This is a genomic window from Streptomyces griseochromogenes (genome assembly GCF_001542625.1).
Taxonomy (GTDB): Bacteria; Actinomycetota; Actinomycetes; order Streptomycetales; family Streptomycetaceae; genus Streptomyces; species Streptomyces griseochromogenes.
Genome location: NZ_CP016279.1, coordinates 6,545,282 through 6,570,301 on the forward strand (window position 1 = coordinate 6,545,282; position 25,020 = coordinate 6,570,301).

Sequence of the window (25,020 nt, forward strand, 5' to 3'; positions counted from 1 at the left end):
GGGGATCACGCCGCCCCACGGGTGCAGCAAGCGCTTTCCCCCCCATCTGGTCAGCCATCCCGCCACCACGTACGGTGAGATCCCGGGACCTCTCCGTAAAGGCGGTTGTTCATGGCTCTGTTCGACCTCCCCCTCGCCGAACTCCGCGAGTACCGCAGCGCGTCCACCGCACCCGACGACTTCGACGCCTTCTGGGGCAAGACGCTGCAGGAGGCGCGCGAGCACGACCTGGACGCCCGCTTCGAACCGGTGGACACGGGGCTGTCCACCGTGCGGGTGTACGACGTGACCTTCGCCGGGTTCGGCGGTCACCCCGTCAAGGGCTGGCTGCGGCTGCCGGCCGGCGCCGCGGAGCCGCTCCCGCTGGTCGTGGAGTTCATCGGTTACGGCGGCGGGCGCGGGCTCGCCCACGAGAAGCTGCTGTGGGCGTCGACGGGCCGGGCGCACTTCGTGATGGACACGCGCGGACAGGGCAGCGCCTGGGGCGGCGGGGGCGGCACGCCGGACCCGGTGGGCGCCGCGCCGGCCTACCCCGGGTTCATGACACGCGGCATCGACGCACCGGAGAACTACTACTACCGCCGGGTGTTCACGGACGCCGTGCGCGCGGTCGAGGCGGCCCGCACGCACCCGCTCACGGACGCGACGCGGACCGCGGTGATCGGAGAGAGCCAGGGCGGCGGCATCACCCTCGCCGTCGGCGCGCTGGTCCCCGATCTGGCCGCGGTCGCCCCGGACGTGCCGTTCCTGTGCGACTACCCGCGCGCGGCCACGGTGACGGACCGTCACCCGTACCGTGAGATAGGCCTGTTCCTCAAGACGCATCGCGGCCGCGCGGCCGACGTGCTGCACACCCTCTCCTACTTCGACGGGGTGCACTTCGCGGCCCGCGGCCGGGCCCCGGCGCTCTTCTCGGCGGCCCTGGAGGACCAGACCTGCCCGCCGTCTACCGTGTTCGCCGCGTTCAACGCCTGGGCGCACGAGGACAAGGCGATCGAGGTGTACGACTTCAACGACCACGAGGGCGGCGGCCCGTTCCAGGAGGCACACAAGCTCCGCTGGCTGCGGTCGTACGCCTGAGGGGCCACAGGATCCATTCTCGCCGATCCGACGCGTGAGGCCATCACCCGCCGGCCTACGACTCCCTGCGCCTTTGCGCCAGTTGTCGCCGGCCGCGCCCGCCGACGCATCCGGCGGCGGGCGCGGCGGTGGTGAACCGGCCCGGGTGACGCGCGGCGGAGATCCCGGCGGCTGGCGGGCACGGCACCGCACGGGCGGGGCCGGGCGGTACGGCGCCTTCGCCGGGCGCGGCTCTTACGGTGCGATGCCGGTGGACGCCCTCCGCAGCGCCCTATGGCTCCAGGTCGTCCGGGCGGGTTTCGGCCGAACCGGCGGACCGCTCTTCCCTCGTGGTTTAGACCAATGCTAGATGTGGTCGCGCAATGAGCCCGTTCGGCTACGTCTTGTCACCAACAGGAGGCGCGGCATGGCCCGCACCACCCCGCTCGATCCCCCGCAGACCGACGACCGGCCCCGGTACTGGCAGGTCGCGTCGCTGCTCCTCGACGAACTGCGCGACGGCACCGTTCCGCCCGGCGAACGGCTGCCGGGCGAGCGGCACCTGGCCCGGCACTTCGGCGTCAGCCGGGAGACCGTCCGGCAGGCGCTGAAGGTGCTGCGCCGCAGCGGTCTGGTAGCCACCGACCGGCGGGGCAGCCACGCCACGCTGGACGGCCGTCCGGTCGAGGAACCGGTCTCCCTCCACTTCCCGGTCGGTGCCCGGCCTGCGGATCCGTGCGCGGTGGACCGGGCGACGGTGACCTGGGAGGCGCCGTCACCGGAGCATGCCGAGGCGCTGGGCCTGGCCCCGCACCGGCCGACGCTGGTGCACCGCTACCAGTCGGCCACGCCGGACGGGCGGGCGCTGCGTACGGCGGTTACGTCGTTCTCGGCCGTGGCGCTCGCGGAGGTCGCGGAGCTGGCCCGCTACCGCGACCGGGCCGACGGCGCCACGCCCGCGCAGCTGCGCCGGGCCTACGACTGGATGCGCAAGGCCGGTCTGACCCTGCACCACCGGGACGCCATCACCCAGGTCGGCGACGCCGCCTCGGTCCGGGTGACCCGGCGGGTGCACGACCAGTACGCCCGCCCGCTGGAGATCACGGACCTGCTGGTGAACGCCGGACGGGACGCGCTGGTCTACGAGTTCACGCTGCCGGCGGCGGGGTAGCGCCGTCCGGCCGGCGCGCCACGACCAGCCGGGCGCGAGGGCTGCCGCCGTCCCGCCGCCCGAACTCGGGCAGGGCCCGCAGGTCGACCGTGAACCCGGCGCGCGTCAGCTCCTCCAGCACCTGGCCGAGCCGGAAGGCCCGGTAGTACATGACGAACGGCGGCCGCCACACGGCGTTGCGCACCCGCATCACCGCGTCGAAGCCGAGCAGCATCCAGAACGCCGGGCTCGCCGGGCGGGGCGGAGCGAGGACCGGGAAGGCGAACCGGCCGCCCGGCCGCAGCACCGAGTGGACCTGGGTGAACAGCCCGGGCAGTTCCCGGGGCAGGAAGTGACCGAACGCCCCGAAGCTGACCACGAGGTCGAACGCGGCCGTGAACGGCAGGGCCCGGGCGTCGCCGCGCACCCAGGCGACGCCCGGCGTCCCGGGCCCCGCCGGAACTCGCTCGACCGGACCCGTCGCCCGGCGCCGGGCGACGTCGAGCATGCCGGCGCTGAAGTCGACGCCGGTGACGCTCCGGTGGCACAGCCCGGCCAGGACGTCCGTCCCGGCACCAGTGCCGCAGCACAGGTCGAGACCGTCCTCGAACGGACCGAGCGGGCCGAGCGCCTTCGCCACGGACTCCAGCACCGTGTCCGGCGTCCGGAAGGGCGTGTGGTCGAACTTCGGGGCCAGCAGGTCGTATCCGTGCTCGACGGACGACAGCGCCTGCACGGCGAGTTCGCGCAGTGTGGGGCCTTCGGGGCTGAACATCCCGTCAGCCTAGGGGGATCCGCTGCTTCAGCACCCCGAGAACGCGCTCGCACCAGCGCAGGTTCTCCTCCTCGAAGGCGATCCCGGCCATGAGGGTGAGGTAGGGGCCGATCCGGTCGGCCGTGCGCAGGTACTCCTCCTCGTTCCGGCCGTCGAGGAGGCGTTCACGCACCCGCTGGTAGCGGTCGAGCTTGCCGCGCGCCCAGCCTCCGCGCTCCTCGACGAGCGCCCGGGTCACCTCAGGGTCACCGCCGTCCATGGCCTGGATCTTGATGAGGAGTTCGTCGCGGACGGCGGTGGGCCGCTTCGGCGGCTGGGCGGCGAAGGCGGCGAGCTGGGTCCGGCCGGCCTCGGTGAGGGTGAACATCCGCTTGGTGGGCCGACGTTCCTGCGGCACCGTCCGGGCCTCGACCAGCCCGTCCTGCGCCAGCCGCTCCAGCTCCCGGTAGAGCTGCTGGGGTGTGGCGGGCCAGAAGTTCGCGAGCGAGACGTCGAACACCTTCGACAGCTCGTAACCCGAGGCCTCGCCCTCCAGCAGGGCGGCCAGGACGGCGTATTTGAGCGACATGTGGACACGCTAGCAGCAGCTGATTACTCTCATCCGCACCTATTCAATAAATTGACTATGCGAGGTGATCGGATGCGCGCGTTCCGCGAGGCGGTCGAGGCGGGCGACATGGACGCCGTCGAGGCGCTGCTGGCCGAGGACGTCGTCTTCAGCAGCCCGGTCGTCTTCAAGCCCTATCCGGGCAAGGCGATCACCGCGGCGATCCTGCACGCGGTCTCCCAGGTCTTCGAGGACTTCCGGTACAAGCGCGAGCTCGCCGGCGCCGACGGCCGCGACCACGCGCTCGTCTTCCGCGCCCGCGTGGACGACCGGGAGCTGACCGGCTGCGACTTCCTGCATGTGAACGAGGAGGGCCTGATCGACGAGTTCACAGTGATGGTGCGCCCGCTGTCGGGCGCCCAGGCACTGGCCACGGCCATGGGCGCCCGGTTCGACCGGATCCTCGAGGACGCGCGGGCCCGCTCGGCAGGTACGGGCGTCAGCCCTTGAGCTTCTCCAGCGTGGACTTGGTGTCCGCCTTCAGCCAGTCGGACACCTCGGTGAGCCGGGGCGGGTTCTTGTCCTGGTCGTAGGAGGTGAGATAGGCGCTGTAGCTCATCGTGTACGTCACCCAGCCTTCGCGCACGGCGAGCGTGGCGTAGCGGGAACCGCTGGTGGTGTCCTGGCTGACCAGGTAGGCCTCGTCGCCGATGCCCTTGACCGGGTCGACGTCGTAACCGGTGTGGCTGGCGCCGTAGTTCTTCCAGGTGGCGGTGAACTCCGGCGCCGGGTCGGTCTTGCGGTGCAGGTCCACCTGCGTGGTCAGATAGGCGTCCGCGTACGAGGACCCCGTCTTCTTCAGGCCCATGCTGCAGTAACTCTCGTCCAGCGCCTTGTCCTCCAGGGAGCTGTGCGTCGGCTTGGAGTCCTCCTCGGGGTACTCGTCCTTGAACGAGGAGTAGTCCACTTCCGAGCACATGTTGGAAGGTGCCGCGAAGCCCCGCAGGTCCGCGCCGTCGCCCTTGCCGCCGATCAGGAACACCCCGGCCGCCCATGCCCCGGAGGCGACGACCGCGCCGACGACCGCCCACAACACGGCCCGCCCGGCGCCACCGCCGCCACCGGAGGGCGGGACCGGCACGGGACCGTACGGCTGCGGCTGCGGCTGCGCATACGGGTTCCCCGGCTGAGGCTGACCCGGCAGGGGCTGGGCGGGCAGGCTCACCTGCGTGGGCTGGGCATAGAAGTTCCCCGGCGCAGGAGACTGCGCGCCCGGGTAGGGGTAGGCCGTCGGCTGCGGCGGGACCGCCGGTCGCTGTGCGGGAGGCTGGTCGGCCGGCTGCTGAGGCTGGGGTGGCGTGGACATGTCCTGACGATAGTGCAGGGTTGGCGGTCAAGTCCCCTGACGTCCGGAATAGTTATGGTTTGGGGATGGCTGATTCGGCATCATGCCGCCCGGCTCGGTCGCCCAGGCGCACGGGAAGCGTCCGGACGCTGTTGCCGACGAAACTGGAGTGACGGGTCAGCTCGTCCTCGGCCACCGCGAGGTCCAGCCGCGGGAAGCGGGCGAACAGCCGCTCCAGTGCGACGGTGGCCTCCAGCCGGGCCAGCGGGGCGCCCAGGCAGTAGTGGGCGCCGTGCCCGAGGGAGAGGTGGCGCACCCCGTCGGCGCGGGCGGGCCGGGTGACGTCGAAGCGGTCGGCGTCGGGGCCGTGTGCGGCCGGGTCGCGGCCGGCTGCGGAGTAGCCGGCGAGGACGGGTGTACCCGCGGGTATGAGCGTGCCGTCCACGGTCAGGTCCCGGACGGGATAGCGGAACGGGAAGTAGCTGACCGGCGCGTCCCAGCGCAGCGTCTCCTCCACCACGTCGGCCCAGCTCGCCTTCCCCGCGCGCACCAGCTCCAGCTGGCCGCGATGGCCGCACAGGGCGCGGACGGCGTTGGTGATGAGGTTCAGCGTGGTCTCGTGGCCGGCGATGATCATCAGGACCAGGGTGCCGATGAGCTCCTGCCCGCCGAGCCGGTCGCCGTCCTCGTCGCGGGCGGCGATCAGGGCGCTGGTGAGGTCGTCACCGGGTCCTTCGGCCTTCGCGGCGGCGATCGCGGCCAGGACGGCGACGAGCTCCCGGTTGGCGGCGACCGCCTCGTCCGGTTCGATGTCGGTGGCCACGACCTGGTTGGACAGATGGTGCAGCCGGTCGCGGAACTCGGCGTCGACGCCCAGGAGTTCGCTGATGACGCTCATGGGCAGGGGCAGCGCGAAGTGCTCCCGCAGATCGGCGACCCCGCCGCCCGCCTCGGCCGCCCGCTCCAGACCGTCGAGCAGCGAGGCCGTCAACTCCTCGATCCGGGGCCGGAGTTCCTCGACCCTCCGGGGCGTGAACGCCCGGCTCACCAGCGACCGCAGCCTGCGGTGGTCGTCTCCGTCGGCGGTGGTCATGCCCTGCACGGTGGCGAAGGTCAGCAGCGGCCAGCCGGCGCCGATCCGGCCCTCCCGCAACGCCCTGAAGTGGCGTGCGTCCTTTGCGACATCGGGGTGCTGCAGGAAGTCCCTGAGTGCGTCGTGCCCGAGTACGGCCATCCCCTCGATGCCGCCCGGCAGCAGGACCGGGGCGACGGCACCGCGGGCCAGCAGCCGGGCGTTGGCGGCGTGCGGGCAGCCGCCGGAGGGATCCATGCGGTGCGGCGCGGTGGCGGGAGTGGGCTCCACCTGTTCTCCTGACGGCCGTAGGACGGGATCGAGCCCGATCGTAAGCTCGGACGGGCGCTCGGCGGAGCGGCCTCGCACGCCACGTCACGTCCAGGACCGCCGTACCGGCCTGTCGGGCCGCTCTCCTTCATGGCGGGAACAGGTGGCACACCGGATGTGTTGACCTGATCGCGCTCGTGCCGCGCCATCGAGTGGTACGGTGCTCTCGGCACATGAGTACGCCCCCTCGTGGGCGCCGGTGCCGGTTTCTCCTCTCCGCGCTGATCCGCCCGTCGTTTTCCGGCCCAGGCGCGTCGGCTTCTCAGCACCACCTCGGTCCGAGGTGACGTTTCCGCCGCCCGGAGGCACATACGCCCTCCCGTTCCGCGGCTCCTCCCCCCCTTCCTCATGTCTTCCGTCCGCGAAAGGACCCCGATGACCACCACACTCGAACCCCCTCACGTACAGCAGCAGGCCCCGGCCGCCCGGCCCGTCACCGGCGTCCTCGACATCGACGCGCACGGGAAGGGGCATCTGCGAGCCCTGAACTGCCTGTCCTCCCCCGCAGACCCCCAGGTCTCCCCGGCCCTGATCCGCCGCCACGGCCTGCGCAAGGGCGACCTCGTCGAGGGCGTCCGCGGGGCTCAGCGCGCCCTGACCGAGGTCGCCCGCGTCAACGGGCGCGAACCGGACGGGCTCCGGGCCCGGCGCCACTTCCGGGACCTCACCCCGCTTCACCCGCAGGAGCGGATCCGCCTCGAACACCCGGCAGCCGGCCTGGCCGGGCGCGTCGCCGACCTCTTCGCGCCGGTCGGCAAGGGCCAGCGCGGACTGATCGTGGCCCCGCCCAAGAGCGGCAAGACCGTGCTGCTCCAGCAGCTCGCCGCGGCCGTGGCCGGCAACCACCCCGCATGCCGGCTGATGGTCCTCCTTCTGGACGAGCGTCCCGAGGAAGTCACCGAGATGCGCCGCTCCGTGCGCGGCGAGGTGTACGCTTCCACCTTCGACCGGACGCCCAAGGAGCACATCGCCCTCGCGGACCTGGTCGTCGAGCGGGCCAAGCGGCTCGTCGAGGACGGCGAGGACGTCGTCATCCTGCTGGACTCCCTGACCCGGCTGTGCCGGGCCCACAACAACGCCTCGGCCGCCGGCGGACGCACGCTCAGCGGCGGTGTCGACGCGGGCGCGCTGGTGGGTCCCAAGCGGTTCTTCGGCGCCGCCCGCCGGGCCGAGGAGGGCGGCTCGCTCACCATCCTCGCCACCGTCCTGGTGGACACCGGCTCCCGCGCCGACGGCTACTTCTTCGAGGAGCTGAAGAGCACGGGCAACATGGAACTGCGGATGGACCGCGAACTCGCCGCCCGCCGCCTCTTCCCGGCCGTGGACATCGACACCACGGGCACCCGCCGCGAGGAACTCCTGCTCACCCAGGCCGAGTTGACGGTCACCCGGGGGCTGCGCCGGGCCCTGCGCTCCCGGGACGGCGGACCGGCCGCCCTGGAGACGCTGCTGGAGCGGATGCGGGACACCCCCGACAACGCCACGTTCCTGCGTCGCGTCCAGCCGACGCTCCCCACGGGCTGAGTGGCGCCGTACCCCCTCGCGGTGCGTCATCCGGGTTGCTCCCGTAGGCCGTCCGGCCCGGGCAGCGAGCCGCGCCCCCCTCCCCTTCCTACGTTGATCATATGATCACCGGATTCTCTCGTCGGACGGCCGTATCAGCCTGTTCCCTGTGTGCGGCGGGCGCGCTGGCGCTCGCGCCGGCCGCCGCCGCGACCGGACACCGTGCGGGGGATCCCGCACCACCCGGGCCGCGGGCGGCGGTGCCCCAGCCGTCCCTGCTCTACCGCTCCGGCACACAGGTGCGGCCGCGTCACGGGGCGCCGGGGGTGCCGGAGGTCTCCGCGCTGTCCTGGCTGGTCGCCGACGCCGACAGCGGCGAGGTGCTGGCCGCGGCCGACGCGCACCGCGGGCTGCCGCCCGCGAGCACCCTGAAGACCCTGTTCGCCCTCACCGTGCTGCCCTCGCTGCCCGCGAACAAGCAGCACACCGTCCGGTACGAGGAGCTGGCGGACGTCGGCGAGGGCAGCAGTCTGGTCGGCGTCGAGGAGGGCCACAGCTACCAGGTGTCCGATCTGTGGCGCGGGGTCTTCCTCAGCTCCGGCAACGACGCCGTGCATGTGCTCGCCTCCCTGGGCGGGGGCTGGCGCGCCACGGCCGTCCGGATGCAGTCCATGGCCCGCTCGCTCGGCGCCCTGGACACCCACGTCGTCTCCCCGGACGGCTACGACACCCCCGGCCAGGTGTCCTCGGCGTTCGACCTGGCGGTGTTCGGCAGGGCCGGGCTGCGCAATCCGGACTTCGCGCGGTACTGCTCCACGGCCGTGGCCCAGTTCCCCGGTGACGGGTCGACGTACCCGATCGAGAACACCAACCGGCTGCTGACCGGCGAGGACGGCGTGGCCCCGTACCCGGGGCTGATCGGCATCAAGAACGGCTACACGAGCAACGCGGGCAACACCCTCGTCGCCGCGGCGCGCCGGAGCGGCCGCACCCTCGTGGTGACGGTGATGAACCCTCAGGCGGGCGGCGGGTTGACCGTGTACGAGGAGGCCCGCGAGCTGCTCGACTGGGGTTTCGCCGCGGCCGGTCTGGTGGATCCGGTGGGCTCCCTGGACGCGCTGCGCACCGGGTCGAAGTCCGCGTCGTCCACCGCACCCGTCGCGGCGGCCTCCTCCCCGGCACCGGACGACGACTCGGACTGGCCGCGGACCGCGGCCGTCGCGGGTCTCGCCGCCCTCGGCGCGGGAGCCGTGTCGGTGGCGCTGCGGGCCAAGGGCGGCCGGGCCGCGGGCGACTGACCTGCCGGCAGGATCAGCAGCAGGCCCAGCGTGATCCAGGTGTAGATGTTGCTGCCGAGGAAGCCGTCGATGCCGGAGGCGTCCTCGAACCAGAGCCACACCACGCTGGTGCACAGCACCGCGTACAGGGCGCCCGCGATCCGCCGGTGACCGGCGCGCGCCAGCACCGCGAAGGACGGCAGCAGCCACACCAGGTGGTGCACCCAGGTGATCGGGCTGACCAGGCAGGCCGTGATCCCGGTGAGGGCGAAGGCCGCCGCCCAGTCACCGGCCGCCACCGCCCGACGGGTCCGCACCGCCCACACGCACAGCACCAGCAGGACCGCGGCGGCCCACAGCGCGCGGTCCGGCTCGCCGAGCCTAGCCAGGATGCCCTGCAGCGACTGGTTCGAGACGTAGTCGAGACGGCCGATGCGGCTGGTGTCCCACAAGGCCTCGGTCCAGTAGTAGCGGGACGCGCGCGGATCCGCGCAGGCGGCGAGACCGGTCGCCGCGAGGGCCACGGCGGTCGCCACCCCGGCCGCCCGCCGGCGCCCGGCGAGCAGCAGCAGGCCGATGAAGAGGGCGGGCGTGAGCTTCACCGCGGCGGCGAGCCCGATGCCGACGCCCGCCCAGCGGCCCCTGCCGGTCGCGAGGAGCCGGCAGTCGCCGAGGACCAGGGCGAGCAGCACCAGGTTCACCTGGCCGAAGCTGAAGGTGTCGCGCAGCGGTTCGAACAGCGCGAGCACGCACAGGGCCAGCGACCAGCGGAACCAGCCGTGACGCCGCCAGCCGGGTCCGGCCAGGATCCGCAGCACCACCGCGAGCGCGGCCAGGTTCACCAGCAGGGAGGCGGCGATCGCGGTGTCCCGGCCCATCGCCGCCAGCGGCAGCATGGCGAGCGCGGCGAACGGCGGATACGTGAAGCCGTACTCCGTCCCCGGCACGTGGTAGTCGTAGATCCGGCCGCCGTGGTGCACCCAGGTGTGCACGGTCCCGTAGTAGACGCGCAGGTCGAAGAAGTCCCGCAGCAGCGGCACGGTCGCCGTGAACGCGGTCACCGCCGCGGCCAGGGCCAGCACGAGCAGGACTCGGCCGCGCTCGGTGCGCGGCAGCGACAGACCGGTCATGCCGTACGTCCCGGTGCCGGGGCCTGGGCGGCGAGGTGCGCCTGCCACAGGACGACCACGCCGAGCACCCCGCCGCACACCGCGAGGATCAGCTGGCCGACGTCCGCCGAGCCCCCGCTGGGCAGTACGGCGAGGGCGAGGACGCCGGCCAGGGCGGCCACCCGGTGCCGTACGGAAGTGCTGGGCGCCGCGGCCGCGATGAGGAACAGGCCCCACAGGATGTACCAGGGGCGGATCGCCGGGCCGAAGACGGCCACGACCAGCAGGCTCAGGCCGAGGGCGTACACCGGCCGCGGTCGCAGCCGGAGCCATATCAGCAGCACGGCCGCGGCGGTGGCCGTGAGTCCGAGCACATGCCAGGCCGGTACCGCCAGCGGGGCCAGATCGCTGCCGAGGTGGTCCAGCAGGGCGCCGGTGGCGCGGCCCAGCAGGCTGGTCAGGGCCCAGTTGTGCGGGGAGACGGGCGTGTCCAGGGCGCGGATCCAGCCGTACCCCGTACCGGCCAGGGCGGTCGCGGCGACCGTGGTCACGGCGGAGGCGGCCGCCGTCGTCACGGTGGCCCGCAGCGGGCGGCGGCCGGAGCGTACCTGCAGGACCACGACCGCGAGCAGGCCGAGCGCGGCGGGCGCCTTGACGAGGGCGGCCAGCGTGACGAGCACCGCCCCGAGCAGGGGCCACCGGCCGAGTGCGGCGACCAGCCCGAGCCCCAGCAGGCCGAGCATGATCGCGTCGTTGTGGGCGCCCGCGACCAGGTGCAGCAGGACGAGCGGGTTGAGCGCGCCGAGCCACAGCGCGGCGGCCGGGTCGGCGCCGCTGTGCCGGGCCAGGCGGGGCAGCGCCGCCGCCATCAGGGCCACACCGAACAGGGCGACCAGACGCATGCCGAGCAGCCCGGCGGGCAGCTGACCGCGGGTCAGTCCCGACAGCACGGAGGCCAGGGCCAGAAAGGCGGGCCCGTACGGGGCCGCCGTGTGCTGCCACACCGGGGCCACCTCGTCCGCCAGCGGGCCGCCGAGCTGGGCGGGGCCGTGGGTGTACACGTCCATGTGGGCGTCGACCATGGCGCCCTGGGCGAGGTAGCTGTAGACGTCCCGGCTGAACAGCGGGGGCGCGAGCAGCAGCGGCGTCGCCCAGACGGCCAGGACCAGCAGCAGGGAGCGCGGGGTCGGCGGATGCGCACCGCGCACCAGGCGCCCGAGGAGCACCCAGGCCGCTATCAGCAGCACCACACCGAAGTAGACCCCGACCAGCCCCAGCGCGGCCTGCACGGACGCGGGGGCGAAGAGATCCTGCACCGGCAGGGCACCAGCCGTCTCACCGCCCAGCGCGAGAAAGGCGGTACCGGCCAGGCCCAGAACCTGGCAGCGGCGGAGATCGACGGGAAAAGCCATGGCCAACACTGGGTCAGCGTGTCAACGTCGGGTGGCCGGAAAGCGACGCGAAGTCCTCCGGGGGGCGGCCGGTGTGTGGCCGGCGCGTGGTCGGTGACGGTCGTTCTGCACACCGCGGGTGCGTTGTGGCCGGTCGCGCCCGCGCGGCGGAGCCCCATGCCGACCTGGCCGCGCACCCCTTGAGCGCGTTGCCCGGCCGTGCTCGCGAAGTCACCCTCAGAACACGGACAGGCCCGTCAGTGTCGTGAACCGGTCCAGGGCCGCCACCCCCGCCACCGAGTTGCCGCGCTCGTCCAGCCCGGGGCTCCACACACACAGCGTGCAGCGGCCCGGGACGACCGCGATGATGCCGCCGCCGACGCCGCTCTTGCCGGGCAGGCCGACGCGGTAGGCGAAGTCACCGGCCGCGTCGTAGGTGCCGCAGGTCAGCATCACGGCGTTGATCTGCTTGGCCTGGCTGCGGGTGAGCAGCCGGGTGCCGTCGGCGCGGATGCCGTGCCGGGCCAGGAAGGAGGCGGCGAGCGCCAGGTCGGCACAGGAGGCCTCGATGGAGCACTGCCGGAAGTACTGGTCGAGCAGGACCGGTACGGGGTTGTCGATGTTGCCGTAGGAGGCCATGAAATGGGCGAGGGCGGCGTTGCGGTCGCCGTGCGCGGTCTCGGAGGCGGCGACCTCCTCGTCGAAGTCCAGGGACGAGTTGCCGCTCTCGGTGCGCAGGAAGGCCAGCAACTCCCCGGCCGCGTCCCCGGTACGGGTCTGGAACCGGTCGGTGACCACGAGCGCGCCCGCGTTGATGAAAGGATTCCTCGGAATGCCGTTCTCGTACTCCAGCTGCACCAGGGAGTTGAACGGGTTGCCGGAGGGCTCACGCCCCACGTACTCCCAGAGTTCGTCGCCCTCGCGGGCCAGGTCCAGGGCGAGCGTGAAGACCTTGGTGATGGACTGCGCGGAGAAGGGCTGCCGCCAGTCCCCCACTCCGTACACCGTGCCGTCGAGCTCGGCCACGGCCATGCCGAAGCTGCGGGGATCACGGGCCGCGAGCGCCGGGATGTAGTCGGCGCTGCGGCCGCGTCCGGGAGTGCGATCGATCTCCGCCATGATGCGGTCGAGGATCGGCTGGAACTGCGAGGACATGACCGTCATCATGCCGCACTCCTGTCCCCGGGGCGCCCGGGGGTCGCCGCCCGGCCTCCGTTCGCGGCAGCGGCAGGACGCCAATCAGGCATGACTTGTGCCGAACTGCGCGTGCTGGCCCACCGATCGCGGGTCCGCACGTCAGGGTGACTTCCGCGGTCTCCACGGATCCGAGGCCGTGCGGTCATCGAAAGACAGGAGTGAACTTGCGCCGGCGGAACGACTACCGGGTGGTCCTGTGCGCATCGGCGTTGCTGCTGGCCGGATGCAGCATGCCCGCCCCGCATGTCCCCGTGCTGGAGAACCCGCGGGGAGGACGAACGTTCTATCTCAGTCCGGACGGTTCCGACAAGGACGACGGCCGGACCCCGCAGACCGCCTGGCGTACGCTGCGGCGCGCCGACGCCGTGCGGCTGAAGCCGGGCGACCGTCTGCTGCTGAAGGGCGGGGCGCGGTTCCCCGGCACCCTGAGCATCGGCCCGGGCGACGCCGGGAACGCCCGCAAGCCCGTCGTGATCGATTCCTACGGAGACGGCCGCGCGGTGATCACGGCCGTCGGCACCCGCGGAATCGAGGTGTACAACACGAGCGGGATCGTCATCCGCAATCTGGTCCTCGCGGGCGACGCCACGTCCTACCGGTCGCAGGACGGCATCGGCTTCGTCAGCGATCTGCCGGGACAGCGGAAGCTGCCGTACGTCCGGGTCACGGGCGTCGACGTGTCGGGGTTCCGCAACGGCATCCGGCTGCACGGCGGCCGCGCGGGGTCCGGCTTCCGGGACGTGGTGATCGACGACTGCGCGGTGCACGGCAACAAGGACGCGGGGCTCGTGTCGGACGGCCCCGCCTTCGACACGCAGGCACCCGTGTACGCGCACGAGCAGATGACGGTCTCGAAGGTGATGGCGTTCAAGAACGACGGGGACCCGAAGGCCGGCGACCACAACACCGGCAGCGGCATCGTCCTCGGCAGCGTCCGCCACGCGGTGGTGGAGGGATCGGACGCCCACGACAACGGGGCGCTGTCCGACCCGAACGCCATGGAGGGCCCGGAGGGCATCTGGACGTACGACTCGACACGGGTCGTCTTCCAGCGCAACGTCGCCTACAGCAACCACACGGGTTCCCAGGCGGACGGCGGCGGGTTCGGTCTGGACAACAACGTGTCCTACTCGCTGATGCAGTACAACCTGTCCTACGGCAACGACGGCGCGGGCTTCCTGGCGTACTCCGCCGTCCCGAACAAGGCCCACAAGGACAACGCGATCCGCTACAACATCAGCGAGGACAACGCCCGCAAGCTCCAGGACTACGGCGGCATCGTGGCGCTCGGAACCCGGGTCAGCAACCTCGCGATCTACCAGAACACGGTGCTGGCCAGGGCGAACGGCACCGCCCGGGCGCCCGCGCTGCGGCTGCAGCCCAACCTCGGCGCGGTCTCGGTGCGCAACAACGTGTTCGTCACCGACGGCTCCCCCGTGGTGTCGGTACAGGGCACCTTCGACACCACGGAGGTGGAGATGCAGGGCAACGACTACCACAGCCCGAAGGGCCTGAGCCTGCAGTGGGGCCAGAGCCTGTACTCCGATCTGGCCGCCTGGCGGGGCGAGACGGGCCAGGAGATGCAGGGATCGCGGGCCACCGGGACCGGCGCCGACCCGTGTCTGGCCGAGGTCCCGCTGCCCGCGAACGGTCCCGACCTGCGCGGCAGCGGCCCGATGCGGGGCGCACTGGCCTCCCAGTGCGCCCAGGCGCTGGCCGGGGCCGCGGTGGACCTGCGGACCGTGTCCGTCGACCCCGGTCCGGTGGACTACGTGGGAGCGCCGCTGAGCGGATCCCCCGGCTTGGGTGCCGTGCAGGTCGCGACGAGGACCTGAGGGATCGTCGCCCGGAAGGCGTCGCCGTGGCCCGGCTGCGGCACGTGCGCGGGACGTCCGAGAGCGCGCACGTGCCAGCCGGCCGCATGCCAGGCCGCCCGGTCCAGCGCGTTGCGCGCGTCGAGCACGCGGGGCGCCCGGACCACCGCCGCCAGCTCCGCCGGGTCCAGTGCGCGGTACTGACGCCACTCGGTCAGGTGCAGGACCAGGTCCGCGTCCCGGCAGGCGGCCATGACGTCGGTGCAGTACTCCGGACCGGGCAGCGCCGTCCGTGCGTTGTCGAGGCCCTGCGGGTCGTGCACACGGACGTGCGCGCCCTCGGCGACGACGTCCGCGGTGACGGCCAGCGCCGGTGAGTCGCGCACGTCGTCGCTGTCCGGCTTGAAGGTGGCGCCCAGCACGGCGACGCGCCGCCCGGCGAACCAGCCGCCCACCAGATGACGGGCGAGGTCGACCGTCCTTCGGCGCTGGCGGTCGTTGATCCCGTCGATCTGGTGCAGGAACGACACCGCCTCCCCGACCTGGAGTTCCTCGGCCCGGGCGAGGAAGGCACGGATGTCCTTGGGCAGGCACCCACCGCCGAAGCCGAGGCCGGCCGACAGGAACCGGCGTCCGATGCGCTCGTCGTGGCCGAGGGCGTCGGCGAGGGTCACCACATCGGCGCCCGAGGCGTCGCACACCTCGGCCATGGCGTTGATGAACGAGATCTTCGTCGCCAGGAAGGAGTTGGCGGCGACCTTCACCAGTTCCGCGGTGGCGGGATCGGTGCCGACATAGGCGACACCGGCCCGCAGCATCGGCTCGTACACGGTGCGCAGCAGCTGATCGGCGTGGGGCGCGGCGGACCCCACCACCAGCCGGTCGGGGCGCAATGTGTCCTGGACGGCGAATCCCTCGCGCAGGAACTCCGGGTTCCAGGCGACCTGGGCCTCCACGCCGGGCCGGACCCGCGCGGCCACCCTGCGGCTGAGCAAGCGGGTGGTGCCGACCGGTACGGTCGACTTTCCGACGATCAGGCTGTCACGGGTGAGCAGCGGTGCCAGACCGTCGAAGACCGCCTCGACATGGCTCAGGTCGGCGGCCAGGGAGTCGGGGCGCTGTGGTGTGCCGACGCACACGAAGTGCAGGTCGGCGAAGTCGGCCGCCTCCTTGAGTGAGGTGCTGAAGCGCAGCCGGCCGGCCTCGGTGTTCCGGGCGAGGATCTCCGGAAGGCCCGGTTCGAAGAACGGTGCCCTGCCCGCCGCCAGGGCTTCGATCTTGCCGGCGTCGGTGTCGACGCCGAGGACCTCGTGTCCGATCTCCGCCATGCACGCGGCGTGCACGGCTCCGAGGTATCCCGTACCGATGACGGTCAGCCGCATGGGGATTCTCCTGTCGTGGGGCCGCCGACGTGGCGAGGCCGGCGGGAGTAGCCGTCGGGGTTGAGCTCCTGGAACCGCCAGGCGTCACGGCACATGGCGGTGAGGTCACGGGTGGTGGTCCAGTCCCAGGCCTCGGCCACCGCGCTCGCGTCGGCGACGAGCGCGGCGACGTCGCCCGGTCGCCGGTCGACGACCCGGTGGGGCACCGGGCGCCCGCTCACCTCGGCGAAGGCACCGACCAGTTCGAGCACGGAGGTGCCGGTGCCCGTGCCGAGGTTGAACACCCGCATGCCGGCACGGTCGTCCAGGTGCTCGAGGGCCACCCGGTGTCCCTCGGCGACGTCCACGACGTGGATGTAGTCCCGCACCCCGGTGCCGTCGGGTGTGGGGTAGTCGTCGCCGAAGACGCTCAGCCGCTCACGGCGGCCCACGGCGACCTGAGCGACGTAGGGCATGAGGTTGCCGGGGACGCCGCGCGGGTCCTCGCCGAGCAGACCGCTCGGGTGGGCTCCGACCGGGTTGAAGTAGCGCAGCGCGAGCACCTTCATCCGCGGGAGGCGTGCGCACACGTCCTCGAGGATCCGCTCGCACATCAGCTTGGTGCGGGCGTACGGGTTCGTGGGCGCCACCGGGCTCCGCTCGGTCAGCGGCACCGTCCTGGCGTCGCCGTAGACGGAGCAGGACGAGGAGAACACCAGGCGGTCGACCTGGTACTCGTGCATGACCGACAGCAGGGCGCAGGTGCCGCCGACGTTCGTGTCGTAGTACTCGACCGGCCGGGCCACCGACTCCCCGACCGCCTTGTGCGCCGCGAAGTGGATGACGGCGTCCACCGGATGCGAGGCGAACACCTCGGACATGGCCCTGCGATCGCGCACGTCGACCCGGTGGGCGGCGGCGAGCGGCCGTCCCGCGATCTTGGCGATACGGTCGAGGGCCTCGGGGGAGCTGTTGACGTGGTTGTCCACGACGACGACTTCGTAGCCGTGGTCGAGCAGTTCGACACAGGTGTGGCTGCCGATGAAGCCGGCTCCGCCGGTCACCAGAACCGTTTCGGGCATGGGGACACTCGATTCGTCAGATGGGACGGGCGTCAGCCCGCGATGAATCCGCGTACGTAGGTGGGGAACAGCAGCAGCGCCCAGGCCAGCGGAAGGAGTGCCGCCAGCCCGGTGCCCAGCGGCAGCGCGGCGGTGCGCAGGGCCCGGCGGACTCCGACGCCGGCCGACCGGGCGCTCTCGCGAATGTGCAGGACGCCCACCGCGAGCGTCACCATCGCGTAGGACAGGGACCCCAGGATGCAGAGGAACACATAGCCGACCGCGGGCCCGTTCAGCTCCCCGATGACGGCCGCGCCGGAGAGCACGACCGTGATCAGGAGGTAGGGAAGCACCAGGCGCAGTGGCAGCGTCTCCAGGCCGTCACGGGCCTTGGGTGTCACCTTGAAGACGACCTTCTTCGGCCGCAGGCGCCGCACCACCGCGGCCGTGACTCCCCCAGCCACGTACGGCCAACGGGCCAGCCCGAACAGCCACCCCTCCCAGCTCAGCAGCGGCGCGTCGGCGGGCCGCAGCAGTCCGCGCCGCCGCAGCAGCGTCGTGAGCAGGACCAGGAAGAACGACATGGACCAGAAGTGCAGAAGGAACGCCGCGTAGTTGACGTTGATCCACGGGATGCCGGTGATCGCGGCGACCGGGGGCAGCAGCAGGGCTCCGGTCGTGGTCAGGGCGAGCAGCGGATAGTAGGAGAGGGCGAAGGCGAAGCGCAGCCGAAGCCGGCCGGGCATCCGCCCCAGATGCTTGGGGAGCATGCCGAGCAGCATCACCATCAGGCTCCGCGACCACTGGAACTCCTGGGTCACCATCGCGGCGAAGGTGAGCGGGCCGTCGCCGTGCGCCTCGGCGTCGATGGCGAACGCACCCTGCCAGCCGGCCGAGTTCAGCAGGAAGGTGGTCGAGAAGTCCTCGGCCAGCTCGGGTCCGAGCCCGCCGATGTCCCGCAGGGCACCGGTGCGTACGGCGTAGTGGGAGCCGATGCACAGCGGTGCCAGGCCGTCGCAGTGGCCGAGCTGCATCGGGCCGTGGAACGTGGCCTCGCGGTGCAGCCGTCCGCGGGCCGACCACGACGTGCCGGCGTTGGCGTCGCACACGCTGGGGGCGGCCACATAGCCGACCGCCGGATCGGCGAACGGCCGGACCATCTCTCCCAGATATCCGGACCGGGGCACATGGTCGACGTCGAGCTGGGCCACCACGTCGTAGGCGCGGTAACCCCAGTTGTCGTAGAAGTACGTGAGGTTGCCCTCCTTGCACCGGGTGCGGCGGGGCCAGGCGTCCCGGTGGTAGGCGGCGAGACCGCGGCGGCAGGAGACGCGCACGCCGTGGGCCGCGCACCAGTCCAGGATCCGCTGGTCCGGGTCCTCGTCGCACAGCCAGACGTCGTAGGGGTGCGGGAAGTCCTGGCGCAGCATCGCGCTCAGGGTGGTGCGCGCGACCTCGAAGGGCTCGGAGGGGGCCCGGGTCACCACGAAAGCCGTGCGCAGCCGGGGCACTTCCACGGCGGGGTCGAAGACGCGCAGGCGCAGCACCACGACGACGAAGTACATCGGCAGCAGGGACAGATACAGCAGCAGCGCGCTGTTCACCGCGAAGCCCGTCCAGCCGACCCGGTGCTCCGGACGCACCCACCACACCCAGAAGCCCACGAGGGCCGTCAGCCAGCACACCGCGAGCAGCGCCACCGTGATCCGGTCCGCCGTGCGCAGCCGGGGAATCCAGGACTGGGGCGCCGATACGAGCGATCTGCGCGGATTGCCGAACACGGGTCCGTCGGCCGGCAGGCCGACGACATTGCCCGAGGACAGGATCCGCATGTGGGTTCTCAGCGCCGCTTCGGTGTCCGGCGGCGGACCCGAGTCGAGGGCGACGGCTGCCGGGGGACGGGGATCCGTCTGGGTCACGACGCCACGGGGGTCGCACCGGACGGACGGGGCCTAGCGGCGACCACGCCGTCCTGCTGCCCGCCCCGGATCGCCGCGAGCGCGGCGGCGACATCATCGGGCCGGCCGGCGAACCAGCGCACCGTGCGGCGCAGGCCGTCCTCGACGGTCACTTCGGGGACCCAGCCGAGACGTTCCGAGGCGCGGGCGATCACCGGCCGCCGGCGGGTGGGGTCGTCGACGGGCAGCGGATGGAACTGCACCTCGGCGCCGGATCCCGTGAGGCCGATGACGAGATCGGCCAGTTCGAGCACGGTCAGTTCGACGGGATTTCCGAGATTCACCGGTCCGGGTTCGTCACAGTCCAGCATGGCGATGATTCCGCGCACCAGGTCGTCGACATAGCAGAAACTGCGTGTCTGCTTTCCGTCGCCGTAGACGGTCAGGGGCTCACCGGCGAGGGCCTGGACCACGAAACTGGAGACGACCCGCCCGTCGTGCGGACGCATCCGCGGACCGTAGGTGTTGAAGATGCGGACGATTCCGGTGTTCGTTCCGCGATGCGTCCGGTAGGCCTGGGTCAGTGCCTCGGCGAATCTCTTCGCCTCGTCGTAGACGCTGCGCGGCCCGATCGGATTCACATGCCCCCAGTAACTCTCGTCCTGGGGATGCACCTCGGGGTCCCCGTACACCTCGCTCGTGGAAGCGAGCACGAAGCGCGCGTCGTGCCGGGCGGCGAGCCGGAGCGCGTTCTCCGTGCCGCGGCTGCCCACGGCGAGCGTCTCCAGGGGGCGTCTGAGGTAGTCGGGAGGCGAGGCGGGGCTCGCCAAGTGGGCCACCGCGTCCACGGTGCCGCGCACGTCGGTCGACCGGCTGACGTCCCCGCGGATGAGTTCGAAGCCCGGATTCCCGAGAAATGCGGCGATGTTCGCCGGGTCGCCGGTGGAGAAGTCGTCGAGACACACGACCTCGTCACCGCGTCGAAGGAGGGCTTCGCAAAGATGCGAGCCGAGAAATCCGCCGCCACCTGTCACGGCCACACGCATGGATTCTCCTGGATTCACCGAAGGATTCCGTCGCTCCGCCCGGCACAGGGTGGGGAGGGCCGTTTGCCAGGACAGGAGACGGCCTTTACCAAGGCCGCGAATTCACCATATGTGCGTTAGTAGCACTACCCGGAGAACGGCGACTTGTACTGCGCCGATCAGCCGGTAGCGCCCGGCGGGGGAATCGTGTTGCGCGGTCCCTCAAGAGCCAGGAGGGGGCGGGTGCGGGGTGTCCGCGGGGTTTCATCCCTGGGTATGACGGCACCCGCGTGTCGGCCCGGCCCGGAGCACCGGAGCGGGCGGCACGCGGGTGGCGTCGCGTCAGATCGCGGGCGCCGCCTGGCTGCCCGCGAGCACCTCCGGCCGGAGCAGGTCCGTCAGCCGTTCGGCCGGCAGCAGACCCTTCTCCAGGACCAGTTCCGCCACGCCCCGGCCGGTGGCGAGGGCCTCCTTGGCGATGTCGGTGGCAGCCGTGTACCCGATGTGCGGGTTGAGCGCGGTGACCAGCCCGATGGAGTTCTCGACGGTGGCGCGCAGCCGCTCGGTGTTGGCGGTGATGCCGTCCACGCACCGCTCGGCGAGGGTGAGGCAGGCGCTCTGCAGGTGCGTGATGCTCTCCGACAGGGAGTGCAGGATGATCGGCTCGAAGGCGTTGAGCTGGAGCTGTCCGGCCTCGGCCGCCATGGTGATGGCGACGTCGTTGCCGATCACCTCGAAGGCGACCTGGTTGACGACCTCGGGGATCACCGGGTTGACCTTGCCCGGCATGATCGACGAGCCGGCCTGCACCGGCGGCAGGTTGATCTCGCCGAGGCCCGCGCGCGGGCCGGAGGAGAGCAGCCGCAGGTCGTTGCAGCTCTTGGAGAGCTTGACCGCGATCCGCTTGAGCACGCCGGACATCTGGACGAAGGCACCGCAGTCCTGGGTGGCCTCGACGAGGTTGGCCGCGGTGACCAGGGGCAGCCCGGTGATGGCGGCGAGGTGCCGACGGGCGGCCTCGGCGTATCCGGCCGGGGCGTTGAGGCTGGTGCCGATGGCCGTGGCGCCCAGGTTGATCTCGTGGATCAGCTCGACGGCCTCGGCGAGGCGGCTGCGGTCCTCCTCGATCATGACGGCGAACGCGGAGAACTCTTGACCGAGCGTCATCGGCACCGCGTCCTGCAACTGTGTACGGCCCATCTTGAGCACGTCACGGAACTCGAAGGCCTTACGGGCGAAGGCGTCCTGCAGTACGGACATCGCCTTGAGCAGTCCACGTACGGCGAACACCGTCGCTACCTTGACGGCGGTCGGGTAGACGTCGTTGGTCGACTGACCCAGGTTGACGTCCTCGTTCGGGTGCAGATGGGTGTACTCGCCCTTGCCGTGGCCGAGCAGCTCCAGCGCGCGGTTGGCCACGACCTCGTTGGCGTTCATGTTGGTGGACGTGCCGGCGCCGCCCTGGATGACGTCCACGACGAACTGGTCGTGCAGCTTGCCGGCGCGTATCTCCCGGCAGGCGGCGACGATCGCGTCCGCCTTCCGCCGCTCCAGCAGGCCGAGCTCCGCATTGGCGAGGGCCGCGGCCTCCTTGACGGCGGCCAGGGCGTCGATCAGGTGCGGGTACGCGGAGATCGGGGTGCCGGTGATGGGGAAGTTCTCCGTCGCGCGCAGGGTGTGGACTCCCCAGTACGCGTCGGCGGGTACGTCACGGTCACCGAGCAGGTCGTGTTCGCTTCGGGTGGCGGCGGTCATGAGGGTGCGGCCTCTTTCTGAAGTACAGAGGTGGTGGCGCCCCTGAAAGGGGCGCGGGGCGTTGTCGATGTGCGGCTGCCGCCGCGCGGGCGCGGTCGACCACAGTGGACCCGCCGGTCGAAGGCGGCCGATCCGACGGAGCTACGCGCAGGCGGTGAACGCGACCGGGTCCAGCGCGCGTACCGGCCGTACGCACCCCACCGGCTCCCCGCCACCGAGCAGCGGCTCACCCGCGAACCGAGTGAGAAGCTCCGGGTCGACGCCCGCGCGGGCGAGCGCCGCCGCGGCGACCGGAATACGCGCCCGGTTCGCCCCGTCGGCGATCTTGACGGCGATCGCACGGCCGTCGGGCAGCGCGGCCACCTGAACGCCCTCGAAGCCGTCCTTGGCGAGCAGCCCGGGCACGGACCGCATCAGCGCGGCGACATCGCGGCCGGAGCCGGAAGCCATCTCCGCGTGCTCACGCATGGCGTCGGCCACCCGGGCCTCGGGGGTCCCCGGTACGGCGGTGGTGATGCGGGCGACGGCCCGCGCGAGGCCGTGCAGGGAGATGGAGAACAGCGGCGCGCCGCAGCCGTCCACGGTCACGCGGGCGACCCGCTGTCCCGTCAGGTCCTCGACGATCTCGGCGATGGCCTGCTGGAGCGGGTGCGCCGGGTCGAGGTAGTCCGCCAGGGACCAGTTGTTGAGCTTGGCGGTCCACAGCATCGCCGCGTGCTTGCCGGAGCAGTTCTGGGCGAGGCGGGAGGGCAGCCGGCCCTCGCGGACCCAGGCGTCCCGCACAACGGGGTCGTACGGCATGTCGGGGACGTTGCGCAGGTCGTCCTCGGCGAGCCCGGCCAGTTCGAGGATCCGCCGGGTGCCGGCGAGGTGGCGCTCCTCGCCGGAGTGGCTCGCGGCGGCCAGCGAGAGCAGGTCGCCGTCGAGCGGGAGCCCGGCCCGCAGCATGGCCACGGCCTGGACGGGCTTGAGGGCCGAGCGCGGGTAGAACGCGGCCTCGATGTCGCCGAGCTGGAACTGGACCTGGCCGTCGGCGCCGAGGACGACGACGGAGCCGTAGTGGATGCCCTCGACGACCCCGCCGCGGATGAGGTGGGCGACGGGGGCGTGGAGGGGCTCACGGACGATGGGTGCGTCCGCCGGGGAACTGCTGTACATCACTGCCTGCTTGTCAGGGAGCCCTGCGTGGGTCACGCGTCGGCTCCGGTGGTGGACGAGCGCGCTATTCGGCCGCGGATGGCGTACCAGCCCGCGACCAGCGCTGCGACGATCAGCGGCAGGCACAGCACGGTCGTGCGTCCGGCGCCGCCGTCGGCGTACATGAGGACCAGGACGGAGGCGAGGAACGCCAGCGTCACGACTTCGGTCCAGGGGGAGCCCGGCAGCCGGTAGGAGGGCCGGGCCAGTTCGCCGTTCTGGGTCTTCCGCCAGAACAGCAGGTGACAGATCATGATCATGCCCCAGGTGGCGAGGATGCCGATCGCGGCGAAGTTCAGGACGATCTCGAAGGCGTCCGCCGGGACGACGTAGTTCAGGCCGACGCCGAGGACACAGATACCGCTGGTGAGCAGGATCCCGCCGTACGGGACCTGGCTGCGGCTCATCCTCGCGGTGAATTTCGGGGCCGAGCCGCTCACGGCCATGGAGCGCAGGATGCGGCCGGTGGAGTACAGGCCGGAGTTGAGCGAGGACATGGCCGCGGTGAGCACGACCAGGTTCATCACGTCGCCGGCCGCGGGGACGCCGATGTGGGACAGAACCGTCACGAAGGGGCTCTCGCCGGCCTTGTACACGTTCCAGGGCAGGAGCATCGAGAGCAGGACGACCGAGCCGACGTAGAACAGGCCCACGCGCCACATGATCGAGTTGATCGCCTTCGGCATGATCTTCTCGGGGTTCTCGGTCTCGCCCGCCGCGACGCCGACCAGCTCGACGGAGGCGTAGGCGAAGACGACGCCCTGGATGATCAGCAGCATGGGCAGCAGGCCGTTCGGGAAGACGCCGCCGTTGTCGGTGATCAGGGACGGGCCCGGGTGGTGGCCGTCGACCGGGTGCTGGGTGGCCAGCAGGTAGATGCCGATGCACATGAAGATCACCAGCGCGCTGACCTTGACGATCGCGAACCAGAACTCCAGTTCGCCGAAGATCTTCACCGAGATCAGGTTCACGGTGAGGACCACGGCCAGGGCGATCAGTGCGATCACCCACTGCGGGATGTCGGAGAACATGCCCCAGTAGTGGGTGTAGGTGGCCACCGCCGTGATGTCGGCGATGCCGGTGGTCGCCCAGTTGAGGAAGTACATCCAGCCCGCGGTGTAGGCGCCCCTCTCGCCGAGGAACTCCCGGGCGTAGGACACGAAGGCGCCGGAGGAGGGGCGGTAGAGGACCAGCTCGCCGAGGGCGCGGACGACGAGGAAGGCGAAGACGCCGCAGACGGCGTACGCCACGAACAGGGAGGGTCCGGCGTCGGCGAGCCGGCCGCCCGCGCCGAGGAAGAGGCCGGTGCCGATGGCACCGCCGATGGCGATCATGTTGACGTGCCGGTGCTTCAGCGACTTGCTGTACCCGGCGTCTCCGGCGTCGACATGACCGGACGAGGGGCGCGTCTCGTCTTTGAGGTGCTGCTCGCTCACGCCTCGGGTCCGCCTTCCGTGGGGAGGTCCGTGCGCCCGGGGCGCACGATGTCGGTGAGGGTCGTCTCGACGCGGTCGAGGTGATGGCTCATGGCCTCGACGGCGTCGTGCTCGGAACCGTCGATCAGCGCTTCGACGATCGCGCGGTGCTCCCGGTTGGACTGCTCACGGCGCCCGCCCAGCTCGTTGAGGAAGGCCGACTGACGCGCCAGTGCGTCGCGGATCTCCTCGATGACCCGGCGGAAGACCGGGTTCTGGGCGGCCTCGGCCACGGCGAGGTGGAAGAGGGTGTCCATCGCGACCCATGCGGTGGTGTCCGTCTCCCTTTCCATGCGGTCCAGGAGGTGGGCCAGGTGGTCCAGGTCCTCCGGGGTGCGGCGCGCGGCCGCGTAGCCGGCGACCGGGATCTCGATGTGACGGCGCACTTCGAGCAGGTCGCTGGCCGCGTAGTCGCCGAAGGTGGGATCCTCTACGGCGCTGGCGACGACGAAGGTGCCCTTTCCGGTCCGGGAGACCGTCAGGCCCATCGTCTGCAGCGCGCGCAGCGCCTCGCGGAGCACGGGCCGGGACACCTCGAGGGTGCGGCACAGCTCGGCCTCGGAGGGGAGCTTGTCGCCTATGGCGTACTCGCCGCGTTCGATGGCGCCGCGGAGGTGGCCGAGGACCGCTTCCATGGCACTGACGCGCCGCGGAGCCGGGCCACCTGTCTGGCTGTCTG

Annotated in this window: 20 protein-coding genes and 1 pseudogene; 6 read left to right on the forward strand and 15 right to left on the reverse strand. The window is 71.9% G+C overall.

Going from position 1 to position 25,020, the window contains the following annotated elements:
* Positions 1-111: 111 nt before the first annotated feature.
* The gene (locus AVL59_RS28105; RefSeq protein ID WP_067309780.1) at positions 112-1,080 is read left to right on the forward strand and encodes an acetylxylan esterase; all 969 of its coding nucleotides are present in this window, start codon (positions 112-114) and stop codon (positions 1,078-1,080) included.
* A 406-nt stretch (positions 1,081-1,486) separates the two neighbouring features.
* Entirely contained in the window at positions 1,487-2,230 is a 744-nt protein-coding gene (locus AVL59_RS28110) for a GntR family transcriptional regulator (protein ID WP_067309783.1), read from the forward strand.
* Here the strand turns inward: AVL59_RS28110 and AVL59_RS28115 are convergent.
* Both AVL59_RS28115 and AVL59_RS28120 read right to left on the reverse strand, forming a co-directional pair.
* A complete protein-coding gene (locus AVL59_RS28115) occupies positions 2,208-2,984 on the reverse strand; it encodes a class I SAM-dependent methyltransferase (RefSeq protein WP_067309786.1) in 777 nt (258 codons plus the stop codon). The two genes, AVL59_RS28110 and AVL59_RS28115, sit on opposite strands and share 23 nt — an antisense overlap.
* 4 nt (positions 2,985-2,988) lie before the next feature.
* Positions 2,989-3,552, reverse strand: coding sequence for a PadR family transcriptional regulator (locus AVL59_RS28120; RefSeq protein WP_067309789.1), 564 nt, complete (start codon positions 3,550-3,552; stop codon positions 2,989-2,991).
* A 72-nt stretch (positions 3,553-3,624) separates the two neighbouring features.
* Here AVL59_RS28120 and AVL59_RS28125 point away from each other — a divergent pair, with 72 nt between their 5' ends.
* Positions 3,625-4,041 (forward strand): nuclear transport factor 2 family protein, encoded by a 417-nt coding sequence (locus AVL59_RS28125; protein ID WP_067309792.1) that lies wholly within the window; start codon positions 3,625-3,627, stop codon positions 4,039-4,041.
* Here the strand turns inward: AVL59_RS28125 and AVL59_RS28130 are convergent.
* Both AVL59_RS28130 and AVL59_RS28135 read right to left on the reverse strand, forming a co-directional pair.
* Positions 4,031-4,897, reverse strand: a complete 867-nt coding sequence (locus AVL59_RS28130) for a hypothetical protein (RefSeq protein WP_237281691.1) — start codon at positions 4,895-4,897, stop codon at positions 4,031-4,033. The two genes, AVL59_RS28125 and AVL59_RS28130, sit on opposite strands and share 11 nt — an antisense overlap.
* A 52-nt stretch (positions 4,898-4,949) precedes the next feature.
* Entirely contained in the window at positions 4,950-6,206 is a 1,257-nt protein-coding gene (locus tag AVL59_RS28135; RefSeq protein WP_208870622.1) for a cytochrome P450 family protein, read from the reverse strand.
* Between the two features lie 447 nt (positions 6,207-6,653).
* Between AVL59_RS28135 and rho the strand changes: the two genes are divergently transcribed.
* Together rho and AVL59_RS49475 are read left to right on the forward strand one after the other, a co-directional pair.
* A complete protein-coding gene (gene rho / locus AVL59_RS28140; RefSeq protein ID WP_067309798.1) occupies positions 6,654-7,802 on the forward strand; it encodes a transcription termination factor Rho in 1,149 nt (382 codons plus the stop codon).
* Positions 7,803-7,903: 101 nt separating this feature from the next.
* A pseudogene (locus AVL59_RS49475) lies at positions 7,904-8,737 on the forward strand (D-alanyl-D-alanine carboxypeptidase family protein); the annotation flags it as partial.
* 59 nt (positions 8,738-8,796) lie between these two features.
* Here the strand turns inward: AVL59_RS49475 and AVL59_RS56165 are convergent.
* From AVL59_RS56165 to AVL59_RS28160, 3 genes are all read right to left on the reverse strand, one after another.
* Positions 8,797-10,188, reverse strand: a complete 1,392-nt coding sequence (locus AVL59_RS56165) for a glycosyltransferase family 87 protein (RefSeq protein ID WP_067309804.1) — start codon at positions 10,186-10,188, stop codon at positions 8,797-8,799.
* Positions 10,185-11,579 carry a polyprenol phosphomannose-dependent alpha 1,6 mannosyltransferase MptB gene (gene mptB, locus AVL59_RS28155; RefSeq protein WP_067309807.1) on the reverse strand — a complete coding sequence of 465 codons (1,395 nt, stop codon included), beginning with the start codon at positions 11,577-11,579 and terminating at the stop codon, positions 10,185-10,187. The genes AVL59_RS56165 and mptB overlap by 4 nt, the downstream gene beginning before the upstream one ends.
* Before the next feature lie 216 nt (positions 11,580-11,795).
* Complete coding sequence (locus AVL59_RS28160; protein ID WP_372450304.1) at positions 11,796-12,725, reverse strand: glutaminase; 930 nt, start codon at positions 12,723-12,725, stop codon at positions 11,796-11,798.
* A 194-nt stretch (positions 12,726-12,919) separates the two neighbouring features.
* Here AVL59_RS28160 and AVL59_RS28165 point away from each other — a divergent pair, with 194 nt between their 5' ends.
* Positions 12,920-14,590, forward strand: a complete 1,671-nt coding sequence (locus tag AVL59_RS28165; protein ID WP_237281692.1) for a right-handed parallel beta-helix repeat-containing protein — start codon at positions 12,920-12,922, stop codon at positions 14,588-14,590.
* On the opposite strand, the gene AVL59_RS28170 is transcribed toward AVL59_RS28165, so the two are convergent.
* The 8 genes from AVL59_RS28170 to AVL59_RS28205 all read right to left on the reverse strand — a co-directional run bounded on the left by AVL59_RS28170 (position 14,524) and on the right by AVL59_RS28205 (position 24,976).
* On the reverse strand, positions 14,524-15,951 hold the full coding sequence (locus tag AVL59_RS28170; protein WP_067309810.1) for a UDP-glucose dehydrogenase family protein: 1,428 nt from the start codon (positions 15,949-15,951) through the stop codon (positions 14,524-14,526). The genes AVL59_RS28165 and AVL59_RS28170 overlap by 67 nt on opposite strands.
* A complete protein-coding gene (galE, locus tag AVL59_RS28175; protein ID WP_067309813.1) occupies positions 15,942-17,012 on the reverse strand; it encodes a UDP-glucose 4-epimerase GalE in 1,071 nt (356 codons plus the stop codon). Before galE ends, AVL59_RS28170 begins: the two co-directional genes overlap by 10 nt.
* A 32-nt stretch (positions 17,013-17,044) precedes the next feature.
* Positions 17,045-18,910, reverse strand: coding sequence for a glycosyltransferase (locus tag AVL59_RS28180; protein ID WP_372450305.1), 1,866 nt, complete (start codon positions 18,908-18,910; stop codon positions 17,045-17,047).
* Complete coding sequence (locus tag AVL59_RS28185) at positions 18,907-19,935, reverse strand: UDP-glucuronic acid decarboxylase family protein (protein WP_079147027.1); 1,029 nt, start codon at positions 19,933-19,935, stop codon at positions 18,907-18,909. The genes AVL59_RS28180 and AVL59_RS28185 overlap by 4 nt, the downstream gene beginning before the upstream one ends.
* Positions 19,936-20,256: 321 nt before the next feature.
* Positions 20,257-21,669, reverse strand: a complete 1,413-nt coding sequence (aspA, locus tag AVL59_RS28190) for an aspartate ammonia-lyase (RefSeq protein WP_067309822.1) — start codon at positions 21,667-21,669, stop codon at positions 20,257-20,259.
* Between the two features lie 141 nt (positions 21,670-21,810).
* Positions 21,811-22,827 (reverse strand): asparaginase, encoded by a 1,017-nt coding sequence (locus AVL59_RS28195; protein WP_067317874.1) that lies wholly within the window; start codon positions 22,825-22,827, stop codon positions 21,811-21,813.
* A gap of 32 nt (positions 22,828-22,859) precedes the next feature.
* A complete protein-coding gene (locus AVL59_RS28200; protein ID WP_067309825.1) occupies positions 22,860-24,302 on the reverse strand; it encodes an amino acid permease in 1,443 nt (480 codons plus the stop codon).
* Positions 24,299-24,976 carry a FadR/GntR family transcriptional regulator gene (locus AVL59_RS28205; RefSeq protein WP_067309828.1) on the reverse strand — a complete coding sequence of 226 codons (678 nt, stop codon included), beginning with the start codon at positions 24,974-24,976 and terminating at the stop codon, positions 24,299-24,301. Before AVL59_RS28205 ends, AVL59_RS28200 begins: the two co-directional genes overlap by 4 nt.
* Positions 24,977-25,020: the final 44 nt, after the last annotated feature.